The 16070-nt window shown below is 67.4% G+C and carries 12 protein-coding genes, 1 other RNA gene and 1 pseudogene; 8 read left to right on the forward strand and 6 right to left on the reverse strand.

The annotated features are described in order from the left end of the window. Nucleotides 1–20: 20 nt before the first annotated feature. Entirely contained in the window at nt 21–1334 is a 1314-nt protein-coding gene (locus tag MXD61_RS11790) for a sorbosone dehydrogenase family protein (protein ID WP_248812901.1), read from the reverse strand. 54 nt (nt 1335–1388) lie between these two features. After that, nucleotides 1389–1574 (reverse strand): hypothetical protein, encoded by a 186-nt coding sequence (locus tag MXD61_RS11795; protein ID WP_163550688.1) that lies wholly within the window; start codon nt 1572–1574, stop codon nt 1389–1391. A 276-nt stretch (nt 1575–1850) separates the two neighbouring features. On the opposite strand from MXD61_RS11795, the gene ftsE reads away from it, so the two are divergent. From ftsE to MXD61_RS11815, 4 genes are all read left to right on the forward strand, one after another. Beyond that, nucleotides 1851–2744, forward strand: a complete 894-nt coding sequence (ftsE, locus tag MXD61_RS11800) for a cell division ATP-binding protein FtsE (protein ID WP_248812902.1) — start codon at nt 1851–1853, stop codon at nt 2742–2744. Then, nucleotides 2744–3616, forward strand: a complete 873-nt coding sequence (ftsX, locus tag MXD61_RS11805) for a permease-like cell division protein FtsX (RefSeq protein ID WP_248812903.1) — start codon at nt 2744–2746, stop codon at nt 3614–3616. The genes ftsE and ftsX overlap by 1 nt, the downstream gene beginning before the upstream one ends. A gap of 680 nt (nt 3617–4296) precedes the next feature. Beyond that, nucleotides 4297–4776, forward strand: a complete 480-nt coding sequence (gene smpB, locus MXD61_RS11810; protein WP_163550796.1) for an SsrA-binding protein SmpB — start codon at nt 4297–4299, stop codon at nt 4774–4776. Nucleotides 4777–4862: 86 nt separating this feature from the next. Next, complete coding sequence (locus MXD61_RS11815) at nt 4863–6440, forward strand: class I SAM-dependent methyltransferase (RefSeq protein WP_374628836.1); 1578 nt, start codon at nt 4863–4865, stop codon at nt 6438–6440. 9 nt (nt 6441–6449) lie between these two features. On the opposite strand, the gene MXD61_RS11820 is transcribed toward MXD61_RS11815, so the two are convergent. Continuing rightward, nucleotides 6450–7160 (reverse strand): YoaK family protein, encoded by a 711-nt coding sequence (locus tag MXD61_RS11820; protein ID WP_248812904.1) that lies wholly within the window; start codon nt 7158–7160, stop codon nt 6450–6452. Nucleotides 7161–7215: 55 nt separating this feature from the next. Here MXD61_RS11820 and MXD61_RS11825 point away from each other — a divergent pair, with 55 nt between their 5' ends. Next, nucleotides 7216–7845 (forward strand): DJ-1/PfpI family protein, encoded by a 630-nt coding sequence (locus MXD61_RS11825; protein ID WP_248812905.1) that lies wholly within the window; start codon nt 7216–7218, stop codon nt 7843–7845. Nucleotides 7846–7868: 23 nt separating this feature from the next. Here MXD61_RS11825 and MXD61_RS11830 read toward each other — a convergent pair whose 3' ends face one another. Then, nucleotides 7869–8342, reverse strand: coding sequence for a VOC family protein (locus MXD61_RS11830; protein ID WP_248812906.1), 474 nt, complete (start codon nt 8340–8342; stop codon nt 7869–7871). A gap of 203 nt (nt 8343–8545) precedes the next feature. Here MXD61_RS11830 and ssrA point away from each other — a divergent pair. Beyond that, nucleotides 8546–8911, forward strand: a transfer-messenger RNA (tmRNA) gene (gene ssrA, locus MXD61_RS11835). A gap of 364 nt (nt 8912–9275) precedes the next feature. Beyond that, nucleotides 9276–9506 (forward strand): annotated as a pseudogene (locus MXD61_RS11840) (transposase); the annotation flags it as partial. Between the two features lie 377 nt (nt 9507–9883). Here MXD61_RS11840 and MXD61_RS11845 read toward each other — a convergent pair. Together MXD61_RS11845 and MXD61_RS11850 are read right to left on the reverse strand one after the other, a co-directional pair. Further along, a complete protein-coding gene (locus tag MXD61_RS11845; RefSeq protein WP_248812914.1) occupies nt 9884–10708 on the reverse strand; it encodes a hypothetical protein in 825 nt (274 codons plus the stop codon). Nucleotides 10709–10805: 97 nt separating this feature from the next. After that, a complete protein-coding gene (locus MXD61_RS11850; protein ID WP_248812908.1) occupies nt 10806–14588 on the reverse strand; it encodes an AAA domain-containing protein in 3783 nt (1260 codons plus the stop codon). A 276-nt stretch (nt 14589–14864) separates the two neighbouring features. Between MXD61_RS11850 and MXD61_RS11855 the strand changes: the two genes are divergently transcribed. Further along, a protein-coding gene (locus MXD61_RS11855; protein ID WP_374628835.1) for an IS5 family transposase occupies nt 14865–15781 on the forward strand; the annotation gives its coding sequence in 2 pieces (ribosomal slippage) (nt 14865–15200 and nt 15203–15781; 915 coding nt in all). Nucleotides 15782–16070 lie beyond the last annotated feature (289 nt).

Here is a 16070-nt window from a genome sequence, read left to right on the forward strand (position 1 = left end):
GGTCAGGGCAGCGCGTCAGGTCAGGGCAGGGCGAGGACGCGGTCGTCGCCAGCGCGGGGCCGGCCGCGGCCGTCGGTGTTGTTGGTGAGAATCCAGACCGAGCCGTCGGGGGCGTTGACAGCGGCCCGCAGCCGACCCACGCTCGCCGTACCGGTCAGGATCGCCGTCGGTCGCCCCGAGACACCGGCGCCGGCGAGTCGCACCTCCCACAGCCGTTGCCCGCGCAGGGCGGCGACGTACAGGGTGGAGCCGCGAATGGCGATGCCGCTGGGGGATGCCTGGGCGGTCGTCCAGGTGACCAGGGGATTGTGAAAACGGCCGCCGTCGGTGTCGCCGGTGCCCTCGACGACCGGCCAGCCGTAGTCGCCGCCCGCGACGATCAGATTGATCTCGTCGAAGCGGTCCTGGCCGAACTCGGACGCCCACAGCCTGCCGTCGCCATCCCAGGCGAGGCCCTGGACGTTGCGGTGCCCCAGGCTGTACACCAGCGAGCCGGGGAACGGATTGTCCGCCGGGACACCGCCGTCCGGGCGCAGGCGCAGGATCTTGCCGTTGAGGCGCTCGCGGTTCTGCGCCAGGGTGCGGTCGCCGGTGTCGCCGACCCCCGCGTACAACATTCCGTCCGGGCCGAACCGGATGCGCCCACCGTTGTGGATGACCCCGGCGGCCAGACCGGTGAGGATCGGCGTCGGCGCCTCGACCCGCATCCCGACGCCCCCCGCCCCGCCGGTTCCCGCCCCAGCGCCGGTGCCGCCGCCGGTCACGCGGAAGCGGACGATGCGGTTGTCCTGCGCGGACGTGTGGTAGGCGTAGACGTAACGGTCGGTGGCGAACGTCGGGGAGACGGCGAGGCCGAGCAGGCCGGACTCGCCGTGGTGCACGACACCGGGAAGCGTCGTCAGCACGCTCGGGGTGCTGCTACCAGCCGGCAGACGCAGGATGCGGCCGCTGTCCCGCTCGCTGATCAGGGCGTCGCCGGAGGGCAGGAACGCCACGTCCCAGGGGGAGGCGAGACCACTCGTCACCGTTCGCACACCGTTCGCGCCGGTGGTCGAGCCCAGCGCCTCGGGAGACGCCGTGCTGCCCGATGCGGCCGTGCCCGATGCGGCGGTGCCGGCGGCCGGGCTGGCGGCGGGGGAGCCGCGGGTGCTGGCGGAGTCGCCGCAGGCCACCAGACCGAGCCCGGCCAGCAGGCCCAGCGCGCACGCGGCGGCACCGAGACGCAGTGCGCGCGTGGCCGCACCGACGCTCGGCGCGCGCGTGGCTCGGTTGGGATGTGGCGTGTGCGTGGGGCGCGCGGCAGGCCCGGGGCGCGCGGGGGGTTCGGCGCTCACCCGCGCGGCTCCCTCACCTGCTGGCGGTGTCACGGACGGGACGGGACCAGGCGATCAGGAGGCGTGGCGAACAGCCAGCGCCGTGAGCACCATGATGATCACCAGGATCGTCAGGAAAAGCTGTGGGGACAGGTTCGGTGAGTTGCGCCGCAGGTACTCCCGGGACGCTCGGCACGTCGGGCACCGGCCTTCGATCACCAGACCCGAGCAGCTCGCGCAGACCAGATCCTCGCTGCCCATGCCGCCTCCTTCCCGCGGCACCAGACCGCACCTGCGAAAACATCAAACGTCTCGCCGGGGAGGTTCGTTCCGGGTCTGATGTCGTGGCAGAACCGTGACGCCCTCACGGTACGCCCGTGCGCGCCCTTTCGCCGCGCTCACTGTCAGTCCGAAGCATGACCGTGCGTACCCGGAAACTCCGCCGGGCGGCGCGCCCGCATGATGCGGCTCCGGTCACGCCCTACCATCTCCGTCACGGAATGTGTGCAGCGTGGTGCCTTGCGTGAGGAGGGTGCAGTGATCGTCCTGGACGCGGTGAGCAAGTGGTATCCCAGCGGCATCCGTCCCGCTCTGTCCGATGTCAGCGCGGAGATCGGCGCGGGAGAGTTCGTGTTCCTCGTCGGACCGTCCGGTTCGGGCAAGTCGACCCTGCTGCGGCTGCTCCTGCGGGAGGAACGGGCGTCCAGCGGGCAGGTCGTCGTCGCCGGACAGGACGTCGCGCGCATCCCCGACCGCCGGGTGCCGCGCCTGCGCCGGACCGTCGGCTGCGTCTTCCAGGACTACCGGCTGCTCCCGAACCGGACCGTCGCCGCCAACGTCGCCTTCGCCCTGGACGTCATCGGACGGCCCCGACATGTCGTGCGCAGCATCGTCCCCGAAGCGCTGGAACTCGTCGGACTGGGGGAGAAGGCCCAGAGCTACCCGGACGAGCTCTCCGGTGGCGAACAACAGCGGGTGGCGATCGCCCGGGCCTTCGTCGGACGCCCACGGGTACTGCTCGCCGACGAACCCACCGGCAACCTCGACCCCACCACCAGCATCGAGATCATGCACCTGTTGGACGCCATCCACCAGGCCGGCACGACCGTCCTGATGGCCACGCACAACGCCGCCCTCGTCGACGCGATGCGCCGCCGCGTCCTCGAACTGTCGGACGGCACCCTCGTACGCGACGAGGCCCGCGGCGGCTACGACACCGCCCCCGTACCCCTCGCGCCAAGCATCCCGACCCAGTCCGGCCGCGAACTGCCATGGTCCCCCGGGGCTGGCGGGCCATCCGGGGCTGCCGGCGTGTCCGGGGCTGGCGGCGTGTCCGGGGCTGGCGGGGCGTCCGGAACCGCGGGGGCGTCCGGGGCTGCCGGGGTGTCCGGGGCGTCCGGGGTGCCGGCTTCGCGTGGGGTGGTGGGCTGATGCGGCCGGGACCGCTGGCCGCACTGTGGTGGACGGGCCTGCGTCGCAACCTCGCGATGACCGCCTCGGTGATCGTCACGATCACCATCTGCCTGGCCATGCTCGGCGCCGGACTGCTGCTGCGTGCCCAGGTGCACACCATCGACCGCTACCTGCTCGGCCAGCTCGAGGTCGTCGTCGACCTCACCGACGCCATCACCCCCGCGCAGCGCTCCGCCCTCGAGGCTGACCTGCACGCCGACCCGGCGATCACCGCCGTCCGGTACGAAAGCAAACAGCAGGTCTTCGACCGCTTCCGCCGGGACTTCCGCGGCTCCCCGGACGTCGTCGCCGGCGTCGCCCCCGAGGACCTGCCCGCCGCCCTGCGCCTCACCCTGGCCGACCCCCGCACATCCGGCGATGTCGTCGTCACCTACACCGGCCTCGACGGGGTGGAGGCCGTCCGCGACCAGCGGGCCCTGCTGGCGCCGCTCTACCGTTTCCTCGACGCCTTCACGATCGGCGCGTTCACCCTCGCCGCGGTTCAGGCCCTGGCCTCGTTCGCCCTGATCTACACGATGATCCGCATCTCCGCGCACGGTCGACGCCGGGAGACCGCCATCATGCGTCTGGTCGGCGCGTCCAACGGGACGATCCGGGCGCCGTTCGTGCTCGAGAGCGCGGTCGCCGGCGTGGTCGGCGGCCTGTGCGCCGCCGGCCTGCTGGTCGCCACGAAGGTCCTGCTGGTGGACGGCCAGTTCACCCGCCAGTCCACCTTCCCCCTCTTCGACTGGTCGGCCGTCTGGGAATCCGCCGCCGCCGTCCTGGCCGTAGGCCTGTTCGCCGCCGCAGCCATGGCCTCCCTGGCCCTGCGCCGCCACCTACGCGTCTGACCCCACCCCCGCGTCCTGGTCCTCGCGTCCCAGCCCCCAGCCCCCGTCTCTGTCTGCCCCGGTCCCGGTCCTGGTCGCCTCCGGTCCCCGTCCCTGTCGCCCCCCGGTCCCCGTCCTCATCTCCCATCCGAACCCTCATCGCCTCACGGCCCACCGGACGAAACCCCGGCCGCCACCAGATGCCGAGGGTTGTGCGGCACCATGCCGAGGGCTGTTCGGATTTCCGGGGCCGAAATCCTTGAAGAACCCTCGGCATCTCATGATCACGCGACCGTGATTCGGGGGTATCGAGGCGCTTGGCGCTCCATTGCCACTAAGTGCCATGGATTCATCGCTTTTAGTGGTGGATCTCGTCTCGTCGTCACGGGACGCCCATGACGATGCGGTCGGGGGCCGAATAATCCGTGGCGGGTGGCGCGCGGGCATGATGGGTTTGGTGTTCGGGTCGCGGTGGCGGGTGCCGGATGGGCCCGCATGATCGATACGATGGAAGGGCGCTGCTGGATGGGCGGACGTCGGCGGGCCGCAGGTTGGCCGCGGACGGGCGCGGCGATTCGGGTGGACGGGTCACGGGTTGATGGACGTAGATCGCTGGACGTAGATCGCTGGACGTGGGTCGCTGGACGTGGGTCGCGGGTACTCGCGGATGATGGACGGTGTAGGGAGAAGGGGCGCAGACGGTGCCGAGGGAGCAGGGGCGTAAGGCCATCGCGCAGAACAAGCGGGCCCGCCACGACTACGAAATCCTCGACACGTACGAGGCGGGGTTGGTGCTGCGCGGCACCGAGGTGAAGGCGCTGCGGGCCGGTCGGGCGTCACTCGTGGACGGGTTCGCCCAGATCGTCGACGGTGAGGCCTGGCTGCACAACGTGCACATCCCGGAGTACACCGAGGGCACCTGGACGAACCACGCCCCACGGCGCAAGCGCAAGATGCTGCTGCACCGGGCCGAGATCGAGAAGCTCGTCGGCAAGACGCAGGAGGGCGGCCTCACCCTAGTCCCGCTGAGTCTGTACTGGAAGGACGGCCGGGCGAAGATCGAGATCGCCCTGGCCCGTGGTCGCAAGGCCTACGACAAGCGCCACGCCCTCGCCGATCGGGACGCTGCCCGCGAGATCAGCCGCGAGATGGGCCGCCGGGTCAAGGGCCGCTACAGCTGAGCACCAGCCGATCCGCCGCTCCGGCCGCTGCCGGTGACCGCGCCGATGCCGCCGCTGCCGGTGACGGTGCTGGCGAGGCTGGGCGGCTGTCGCGGTTCGAGGCTCTGCTCACCCCGCGGGGGATCGAGGTCCTGGCGGCGGCCTGCGCCGTCTATGCCGGGCCGGGCGGGTCCAGGGCAGTCGCGGCCCGGGAGTTGGCGGTAGGGACGCGGCTGCGGGCCGAGGGGGTGCCGGCCGAGCTGGTCGCGGTCGCGTTCGGCCAGGCGGAGCTGCGCCGTCATGCCCAGGCCAAGTTCGCGCTCGCGGAGCGGATGTTCTTCACCCGCGCCGGGCTGGAGCAGGCGTCCTCGCAGGCCGCCGCCGCGCATCGGGCCGAGCGCTTCGCGGGCCTCGCCCGGCTGGCGGATCTGTGTACCGGTATCGGCGGTGACGCCCAGGCCCTGGTCCACGCGGCGGACGGCGAGGCGGGCACGGCTGACCGGGAGATCCTGCTGGTCGACCGGGACCCGCTGCACCTGCGGATGGCCGCGCACAACGCCGCACTCGACGCCGCGACGGACAGCGCCGCGACGGACAGCGCGACGGACAGCGCCGCGACGGACAGCGCCGGGTTCGGCGGCGCGGGGCGGGCTGACGGCACGTCCGGTGTCACGTCCGCGGGGGATGCGGGGGCGGGGATCAGCGCGCGGGTCGGGACGCGACTGGCGGACGTCCGGGATGTTGATCTTGTTGGGTTCGACGGGGTGTTCGTCGATCCGGCGCGGCGGGCCGGGGATCGGCGGCTGGGATCGTCCGCCTGCGAACCCCCGCTGCCGTGGTGTTTCGCCCTGGTGGACCAGGTCGCCGCGGTGGCGGTGAAGGCCGCCCCGGGGATCGACGTCGCGGTGGTGCCGTCCGGCTGGGAGATCGAGTTCGTCGCGGACGGCCGGGACCTCAAGGAAGCCGTCCTGTTCTCCCCCGCGCTCGCCTCCGCCCGCCGCCGGGCGACGATCCTGCGCCCCGTCCCGTCGGACGGTTCCGCGGAACCGTCAAAGCAGGCGCCGGCAGACCCGGCCGACGGGGCAGGCCCCGTGGGTGCGGCCGGGCCGGAGCGAACGGTGAGTCTGGTGGGGGAGCCGGATGCGCCGGACTCGGACGGCCGGCTCGGCGCTCCCGGCGGGTATCTGTATGACCCCAGCCCCGCGGTGACCCGTGCCGGGCTGGTGGGGGAGCTCGCGCGCCGCCTGGACGCCTGGCAGATCGACCCGATGATCGCCTTTCTGACGTCCGACGATCCGGTGGACACCCCGTTCGCGCGCCTGCTGCGCATCGACGCCGATCTGCCGTTCGACGTGCGCCGGCTGGGCGCGCTGCTGCGTACCCGCGGCATCGGGTCGTTGGAGATCCGCCGGCGTGGCCTCGCCGGTGACGTCGACGCGTTGCGCCGCCGCCTGCTCCCGCGCCGCCGCGACCTGGTTCCCGGGGGTCCCGCCGTCACCGTCATGATGACCCGGCTACGCGACCAACCCTGGGCCCTGGTCTGCGTCCCCGTCTCGCCGCCAGCCGCAGCCCCATCGCCATCGCAGCCAGCCTCACCGTCACCGTCACCGTCACCGCTGCCATCGCCATCGCCATCGCTGCCGCTGCCACCGTCGCCGCCCGGCTGGACTGAGGGCAGCGCCTGACGGCCGCGCTCAGGAGCCGGATGGACGTCCGAGGGCTGTCGCCAGCAGGCAGGCCAGCGCGAGTGCGGTGGCGAGGGCGAGCGGGATGAGGGCCGCGACGTGCAGCAGGCAGGCGCCGCCGAGCAGCGCACCGCCGAACATCGCCGCGGGCGCGCCGAGGCGGTGGGGAGCGTGGAAACCGGGTCCGCCGGCGAGGCGGGAGTCGACGACCAGGCCGGTCAGGGTCGTGGTCAGCACGTTCGTCGGAACCTCGGGGACGGCCACCCGCCGCGCGGTCGCGTGCTGCAGTCCCATCGCCATCGCCAGTGGCACGACCACCTCGTACCGCAGCCGCGGGTCGTGCCCACCGCCGGTGCCCACGGCGTCGGTGAGGATCGCCGCGAGCAGGGCCGCGCCGAGCAGCATGACCTGTGTGCCGATCCCGACCAGCAGCCAGTGCCGTCCGGGTGCGGAATGCCGTCCGATCCGGCCGGCGAGGGCGGCACCGGTGAGGAAACCGACGAGGGCCAACGCCGACAGGTCGGCGGACAGTCCTGGGGCGCCGGCCAGGGCGAACGCGAGGAAGACGACGTTGCCGGTCATGTTCGCCACGAACACGTGGCCGAGCCCGAGGTAGCTGGTCGCGTCCACCAGGCCGGTCAGGCCGGCCATCACCATCAGCAGCCACACCCGCCGGTCCGCTGTCTCTCGCTGGTCCGCCGCCTCCTCGGACGCCGCCACCGGCGTAGTGTCACCCAAAGTGACTGGGAGTGCCGGGTGGGGGCGAGGAGCGGACATGCGGATCGCGATCCTGCTGTTCGAACGGGTGACGGTTCTGGACGCGATCGGGCCCTACGAGGTGCTGCGGCAGCTACCGGACGCGCAGGTGGTCTTCGTCGGCGAACGGGTCGGGACGGTACGCGACGAGTCCGGTGGCCTGGGCCTGACCGTGGACGCGCCGCTGACCGACGTGACGAACCCGGATGTCGTCCTAGTGCCCGGCGGGCCGGGCCAGAGCGACCACATGACCGAGGGTCCGGTGCACGCCTGGCTGCGTGCGGTGGACCGGACGAGCACCTGGACGACGTCGGTGTGCACCGGCTCGCTGATCCTCGCCGCCGCCGGCCTGCTGCGCGGGCGGCGGGCGGCGACCTACTGGCTGGCCGTGGATGCCCTGGCCGCCCTCGGCGCCGTCCCGAGCGGCGAGCGGGTGACGTTCGACGGCAAGTACGTCACCGCGGCCGGGGTCTCGTCCGGGCTGGACATGGCGCTCGCGCTCGCCGGCCGCATCGCCGGGGACCGGCGGGCGCAGGGCATCCAACTGGGCATCGAGTACGACCCGCAGCCGCCGTACGACGCCGGTTCGCCCGCCACCGCCCCCACCGACCTCGTCGACGCGCAGCGCGCGAGAAGCCGCTTCCGGTAGGACGCCGCCCGCCGGCCGGCTCGCTACAGGCGCAGCGGACGGATCGGGGCGGCGACCAGGGCCGGGTCGGAGCGCCAGTCCGCGTCCGCGACGTCGATGTACAGCTCGATCTCGTTGCCGTCCGGGTCGAGGATGTAGAGGCTGTGCGTGACGGTGTGGTCGGAGGCGCCGACGATCTGGACGCCCGCGCGTTGGATCGTCGCCAGCACCTCGCGCAGCTCGTCGTCGCTGTCACCGACCTTCAGCCCGAAGTGGTACATGCCGAGCCGGCGCCCGGCCGGGACGGCGGCCGCATCCTCGCCGACCTCGATGAGCAGCAGCTCGTGGTGGGTCCGCCCGGAGGAGAACGCCGCCACCGGCGCGCGCAGCGGGCCGCCGGTGTCGTCCGCGGGGTAGGGGAACACCTGGCGCCAGCCCAGGACGTCCCGGTAGAAGGTGACGGAGCGTTCGAGGTCACGCACGTACAGGACGAGGTGCCCCAGTTCCTTGATGGCCACGATGCTCTCCCCGAAGGCGGCGGACGAGGTGCCCGCACGAACGTTGTTGCCGATACAACTATCCCGGGCGCCCGGACATGCCCGCCGCGGCGCGCGTGCTGCCAGGGTCTCGTGCCGCCGTGGTCTCGTGCCGTGATGGTCTCGCGGCGGGGCGGCGTCCGTGCGGTCCTGGGGTAGACTCGACCCTCAGTACCGTCCTACCTGGGGGTGATCGGTTTCGACTTCGGACGTCGAGACAGGGGAAGCGGGTCGAGGATGAGCGGTTATCTCGCTAACGCTCCGCTCGAAAAAACAGCTGCCAACAACACGCAGCCTGCTAGCTCTTACGCCCTCGCGGCCTAAGTAGCTTAGCCGTCAGCCTGGGAGTTCCTCCGGCCCAGGGTCTGGCGTCGCTAGGAGGATCACCGCCTGGCCCGGTCGCGGGGCAAGGCGGAAAACCAAACAGCGACTGGGCCTATGTCAGCTTGCCTGCGAGTCTGACGGGGCCGAGAAACAAGTAGCAGGCTCCGCCCGAAGAAGCCCTGGTTCGGTGCCGGAGGACGCGGGTTCGATTCCCGCCACCTCCACCACGATGAGTAACAATGCCCCGACCTGGGCAAATAGGTAAAAGCTATGAGATCTGATGGTGATCGAATAGAAGATGCCCAGGTCGGGGCGTTGATCGTCTGGTTCGATTCCCCAGGCGCACCGGCAGACCTCGACTACGAGGAGTAATTGCAGAGGGTTGGGGTCAAGGGATCTTGATCGCTGGTGCGTATTCTCGATCTGTTTCCGCTGCGATTTGGCATCTGAGCTCGCCCTTTAACCTCTGACTGTCACGCTGCGTGATACCTGCTGGTGTCGTGGGGTGGTTCGGCGTGTCCTCGTGACGTGGAACGACCTTCGGAAGAGCGTGCTCTCGCCAAAGAAGCCGTGATCAAACCGAAGGTCGTGATGGGCAGTGTGCAGGACGAACCAGGACGCGTCGAGGCTCTGGGGATGCTGTGTCGCTTCCGGCAGGAGTTCTACGACTGTCTGGTCCGTAGTGCGGACGCGCTGTTCGAGGTGACGGATGCGGTGCTGTGCACCGACGGGCCGGTCAGGACGCTGGTCGACCTGACGCTGGCGCCCGAGAATCGCCGTGGCCACGGGGCCTTGTACGACGGGTTGAACTGTGGCCGGTTAGCTAATCCCAGCTCCGGCGTGGCGCAGCAGCAAGGGCCCTCCCGGCCACAGAACCGTCGACCCACGCCGAGCAGACGGCTGAGGGGGAGTGGGCGCCGTCAGCTGACGGCACCCCAGAGGCGGAGCCCGCCATATGTGATCGCGAAGAACATGACCGCAAGAAGGTCACCCCGCGATATGACCTGAAACCCGTGATCATGACACCGCCTGAAGAGTCCGCGGCGGGCGCGGTAGCACAGGCGGGTGGTCGACCGGGTCACAGCTCCGCATCGAGACAGCCAGTAGAGGCCGCCGAAGGCCGGCAGGACGACCACGGAGAGAAACAGGATCACCACGGTCGTTCCGCGGGGCCCAGGACGACATCGGATCGGGACACATTAGCCTGCTCCGGCGACAAGGGCTACCTCCAAGTCGTTGAGGATGGCGCGTACCGGTCCCCAGCACATACCCAGCGTGTACTCGTCCGGGCTGAATTTGGACTCCAGCTGCTGGCGGGGATGAACGTAGTTGCGAAATTCTCGAACTTTTTCCATAAATTCTTTTGCATCGATCTGGATCCAGCCCTTCTTGTGTGCGGCACTCAGCAGGAGAGCCAAACTGGCCCTGTGTGCGGGAGTCTTTCCCTTCTGTCCGGCGAATCCGGGGAATCCGTCTTTGAGGAGCACGGGATCGCGCTCGGTCAACACAGAGAAGAGGAGACCTTCAACAAAAGAGCCGATCCCCACCACTGCAAGGAGGTATGCCTTTCCTGCCTCGCATGCATGAACCTCGGCGATGCGCCCCAACAGGATCGTCACCATGGCCTCGTCCGCGATGAGGGGCGGCAGGCGACGGTCAAGATCGGACGGCGCCGAGAAGACAGGTACTAACTGTAGTGCATTGAGGTCGGCAAGCACCGGTCTCCCAGCCGCCGTTGAGACGATCAAGCGCTCTGGTTCGAGAATGCGGTTAAGTTCGATCTGAACAACAGTCGCAGCCTCCACCCCATCGTCGTACTCCATCGGGTCACACAACCTGCATAGCAGACGTTCAATGTCCGCATGTATTTCACGACGTTCCTGCATTTCCTCGATAAGCCAGTGAACGCGTGACGATCCATCGTACTCGGGCGGATCGGTCCAGCCTGCATGACGAAGAAGCCGTTCAACCTTCCATCCCGCCCGCTCATAAGGGCCACCAATGTCGCAGGCGAGCTTCGCCACTCGTTCGACGGTCCTCGGGTCCAAGGGCAGCATCCACACTCCTGTTTCCTAGGCCGGCACGAAAATGACCGGCGGAGCCTGCGCGCAGGGTCTGAGTTCAGTGAGCCGAAGCTGCGGCCGGAAGGTCGACCTTGGAGCAGGCACGCCGCCACTCCTCGACGATCCGCGCAGTCTCGCCACGCGGATCGCGGTACCAGTCGATGGACCAAACTCGGCAGAAGCGCCAGCCCAGCCGCTCCAGCTGCTCCTGCCGAAGCCGGTCCCGCTCACGGGCGCTCGCCGTACTGTGATACTGGAGGCCGTCGGTCTCCACAGCGAGGACCATGCGCCCGGGCGACTCAGGATGAGCCAACGCAAAGTCGATTCTGTATTCCCCGACCCCCCATTGCGGAAAAGTGGGGATTCCTACACCGGAAAGAGCTTCGTAGACGTTCTTCTCAAAGGCGTTCATTTCGACGCCAAGCGGTCTTCCCGGAAGGTCGCCTACACCTCGATTGGCGGCAAATTCCAGGAATCTTCTAAGTAGCTCAGGGCCCCGATGCTTGGTCTTTTCCACGGCTGGAGTCATGTCGTGATGAGTGAAGGAACTCACCACGGTCATGCGCACGCGCGCGCGAGTGACGGCGACGTTGAGCCTGCGCTCTCCACCCTCATTAGTAAGCGGGCCAAAATTCATGGTAAGCTTGCCGGCCGCATTCTTTGTGTGCCCCAGGCTCAGGATTATCGCATCCCGCTCGTCACCTTGGACCTGCTCCAAATTTTTGACGAAAAACCTTTTCCGCAACTCGCGATCATTAGAAAAGAAGGCAGCTAGCTCCGGATTTTCTTGCAGCGCTACACTGAGCGCCATTCTGATCCGGTCGGCATGAGGAAGGCCCAGAGTAATGACACCAAGCGTTTCTCCCGGTCGGCGCTCAGCGTGACCAAGCACCAGTTGTACAACCCGCTCGACCTCTTCCGGAGCGGAACCCTCCTGGCCGGGAACCGCTCGACCTTCGACTACCTGCAAGTCTATCGGAGGCTCGGCCCCCACGCCAGGAAAGGTGATCAGCTTACCGCCGTAGATCTCTTTGTTGGCAAACGCTACGAGCCTCTCATCCCGACTCCGGTAGTGCCAGGTTAGCGGTTTCCTACTCCATTGTGGTATAACGCACTTGAAATGATCAAGAATTGATTCGTACACACCCAGGTCGTTGCCGGCCCTCGCATCGCCACCTGGGTCGGGATCGTCGTCAGAGAGCGCCCGGTCGAAGAACGTGGTTGGCGGTAGCTGTTTCTCATCGCCCGCGATGATGATTTGTCGCCCCCTCATGATCGAGGGGATTGCGGTGTGCGGCTCTACCTGGCTTGCCTCATCAAAAACGACCACGTCGAATATGCACTCAGGAGGGAGCATCCGGCTGACGACAAGCGGCGACATCGCCCAACATGGGTACAGAGCAAGGAGTACATCGGGTGCTTCCAGGAGAAGACCCCGGAGAGGAGCATGTCCCACTCGGCGCTGCGCCTGCCTATCGATCTTCCAGGTCTGAATGCGGTTCTGCTCACGTGCCGCTTGAAGACGCTCGGCCGCAGCATGACGTACCCGCGTTGCGTTGGCCCGGAGATGATCCGTATCAAGCTGTTTGAACTCCTCGACGATTCTGGAGTGCTGGCGGCCTACGAAACCACCGAGCGCAGGAAGCCGCGTTTGCAACACATCAAGCACCGAGAACAACCAGGCCCGCTGCAGCGCAGCGGCTGCCTCGGCAGCGCTGGGCTCGCATGCCACAAGATCGTCCAGAAGTTTCCCCAAGCCCTTCGCTGTAAACCAATCGATGAGCCGATTGATTTCGGGCAAGAGGTAGAGCACCTCACGCTCGGCGGCAAGGCGGCCCAAGGCTTTCTGCAGGACGCCCGGCGACCAAGCACCCCAGCCCTCCATCTGGGCGCTCGCGGCGACCGAGGAGATCTGGTCCCACAGTCGTTTGTACTGCTCCACGGCCTCAGCGCTACCCGCCACGATGGTCGGCGGCCCGCCAGACCTTGACAGCTGCGACCACCGCGCCTGCTGGTCGAGGACGGCCGCCAGCCCCGAGTGGAGCGCCCGCGCGTCATCAGCGCCCTCAGTACACATCATCCAGGCTTTTCTTACCAGCCGGCGGCGTTGGCAGAATCCGATCTTCTTGGGGCTTCGTGCCCGAAAATAGCTGTCACCGGTGGCGACTACCAGATCTTGAAGATCGGTGGTGAATACGTTGTCACCGAACTTCCGTATGGACCCTTCGACGTCGCTGACCAGCTTAAGTAGTGTTCCCCATTCGTCAAGCCGGTCAGGGCAGCGCAGCCCGGTCGCGTGGGCCACCTCACCCAGCCGCTTGAATGTTTCATCAAACGTCGACGCCGTGAGCTCGTCCAGGTCAGACAGGATTCTGGCGACCTCCGCGGTATCCCGAACTGTCGCCCGAGACCAGCTCGATCTTCCCCGCCGGATAGAAAGACCACCTTTGTCAACCAGATCCTTGAGATTCGCCATGGCCTCACCGAACGTTTCGGCGTCGAGGCCCGCGAAAGCAGCGACCGGTATTCGCAAGTCAATGATGTGTCTCTGGGTTAGTCCCTGAAGGTGACACATCGCCTGATAGAAGCTTATCCGCCATGGCTCCTGTACGTCGTGCAGCGCGTCGGTTTGGGAGGCGAGGATGGAACGTCTCCTCATCAGTTCGCGGTGCAGGTCATCAACATTCTTCTCAACTTCCTGGCCCTGAACCTCCAGGTCATCGGTGATCTTCCTCAGTACAGTCCGCCGGCTCGCCCCCGCGTCATGAAGGTCGAAAATTAGACGGGCGAGGCCCACCTCATCAAGACGGTCGGTCACGGCCGTGATCGCGGCTCTCTTCTCGGCCACAAAGAGCACCTTCTTACCAGCCGCTGCGAGACTTACGACAATGTTGGCGATGGTCTGGCTTTTCCCTGTCCCTGGCGGCCCTTCGATCAGGAGGTGCCTTCCCGACAGGGCCGCGCTGATCGCCTTGTGTTGCGAGGAATCAGCGTCCAGAACTATCAGCTCTTCTTCTGGCCTAATGCGGTCCGGCGGCAGTTCCGAACTCCTGTCGGCCATCAGCGCCTCTATCGTGGGCTTGTGACCGGCGAGGGCTGCGATGATATCGTGTGCGGCCAACAGTTTGGCCGACTTCCGCAAATCCTCCACCATGGCCATCTTCTCGAAGCTGAAGATCCCCACAATGATCTGTTCATCAAACTCGCTCGCATTGTCGTATCTCTGCAATGCTACTGTGATGAGCTGGTAGACGTTTTTTGCCTTCGCGCGTAGATCATCGATCGCCTCGAGCTCTTCCCGAATCAGTCCCGCCAGATCGTCGTCGACCCGAAACCCTCGGAGCTTATCGAGCGCGTAGATCAACACCGGGTTCAGCTGCGCAACGGAATGCAGTTCCAGAGCTAGGTCGCCGCGCCCGGATCTCCGGCCATGGACGACAACCGGCTGAAGCAAAAGAGGCGCCCGAATCGGGGGGATAGGGACCGTTCCGCTCGCCTTCCCTGCTTTCATTCCTAGGAGCCCGCAGGCAACATGCCCAACCTCAATCCCCTGTTCCTCGCTGAAATTTGTGATCTTTCTACGCACACTCTGCAGCCGAGGACTGGCGGTCTTGTACGCAGCCGGATCGGGATAAAGAGCGCGGAGGCTTATCTTTTGACCGCCCAAGAGTTGACTCACGGCCTCCGGATCGGCATCGGTGAGATCTAGGGCGTCCGTGCTCGATTTTCCGCGCCACAGGAGGCCGTTTTTTCGACTGAGGTCAACCAGGCTGTCTGCCCATCTTCCGGCCGCGGCCCGGACCACCTCCGACCTCAGCCCCTCTTCCGTGGCATCAATCACAGATCCTCCCTAGCCGCCTACCACCCAGTAAGAACCTGGGAAGTACCCACCCGATGCGGGGCGAGCAGATGAACATATCAATTATCAGGATCAGTTAGGCATCTTCAGATCAGAAGCGTTATAAATAGCGGCATTCGCGTGATATGCCCATATAATTGCCGTTTGCTCCGTCGTCTCGGTCGGCACCGCCCGCCGCCCGCCGCCCGCCAAGATCGAGGCGGCCGCGACCTAGGCGGTTTCTCGTGGATCAAGGTCGCCGGATAGGCTTCATAATCCATGATTGGTCGGCATGAGATCACCGACGTGGCGTGGGCACGGATCGCGCCGTTGTTGCCCCAGGATCCGCCGCGGGGCGGCCGCTGGTCGGATCATCGGATGGTCCTGAACGGGATCCTGTTCCGGGAACGCACCGGTGTGCCCTGGATGGATCTGCCGGAACGGTACGGGCCGTGGCAGACGGTCTACAACCGGTTCCGCCGCTGGTCGTTGGACGGCACCTGGGATCGGATCCTCGACCACGTCGTGGTCAAGGACGACGCGGTCGGCGCCGTCGACTGGGAGGCGTCGATCGACTCGTCGATCGTGCGTGCCCACCAGCATGCCGCCGGCGCCCCGCACGCCGTCCCGAAGGATCAAAAGGGGACCGTCCCATCAACGGACACACCCCGGACACCGCCCAGCAGGCGGAGGCGCTCGGTCGTTCCCGGGGCGGCCTGACCAGCAAGATCCACGCGGCGGTCGACGGGAAAGGCCGTCCACTGTCGCTGTGGCTGACCGCCGGACAGGTCAACGACTCCACCCAGTTCCTGCAGGTCATGGACGGAATCCGGGTCCGCCGCGACGGCCCGGGCCGGCCCCGGACCCGGACCCGCCCCGAGCATGTACTCGCGGACAAGGGCTACAGCACGAAAGCGATCCGCGACGAACTACGCCGCCGCGGCATCAGCCACACGATCCCCGAACGCGCCGACCAGAAGGCCAACCGCCAGCGGCGCGGCCGCGCGGGCGGACGGCCACCGGTGTTCGACACCGAACGGTACAAGCACCGCAACGTCGTCGAACGGTTCTTCAACCGGCTCAAGCAAGGGCGCGCACTCGCGACCCGCTACACCAAGCGCGCCCACTACTACCGCAACGAACTCACCATCGCCGCGATCTTCATCTGGCTTAAAGATCCACGAGAAGCTGCCTAGCCGGCCTCCCCGGACCAAGTGGCCAGCGATGAAAGCATCCAGATCAAGCAGGTTGAGGCGGGCAGGCAACTGGTCTCGTAGATCGTTTGTTTTTGGTTTTACGGCGGGCTGGGGCTGTTCGATGGCTCGCCGGCCCGGGAGTGTTGACGCGGTGTGGTTGCTCGGACCGTAGGGTCCGGGTGTGTCTGGTGATCCGCCCGCGCTGTCGGTGTCGTCGTAGGACGAGCTCGCGGCGCTGGTGGTGAGCCTGCAGGCGGATCTCGCGCGGGCGTTGGCACGGATCGCGGAG

Origin of the sequence: Frankia sp. AgPm24 (assembly GCF_023243055.1) — a bacterium.
Lineage (GTDB): Bacteria > Actinomycetota > Actinomycetes > Frankiales > Frankiaceae > Frankia > Frankia umida.

What these genes read in the sequence shown, in the direction of transcription:
- MXD61_RS11795 (WP_163550688.1), bottom strand. Translation starts at nt 1,574, where the DNA reads ATGGGCAGCGAGGATCTGGTCTGCGCGAGCTGCTCGGGTCTGGTGATC.
- ftsX (WP_248812903.1), top strand. Translation starts at nt 2,744, where the DNA reads ATGCGGCCGGGACCGCTGGCCGCACTGTGGTGGACGGGCCTGCGTCGC.
- MXD61_RS11825 (WP_248812905.1), top strand. Translation starts at nt 7,216, where the DNA reads ATGCGGATCGCGATCCTGCTGTTCGAACGGGTGACGGTTCTGGACGCG.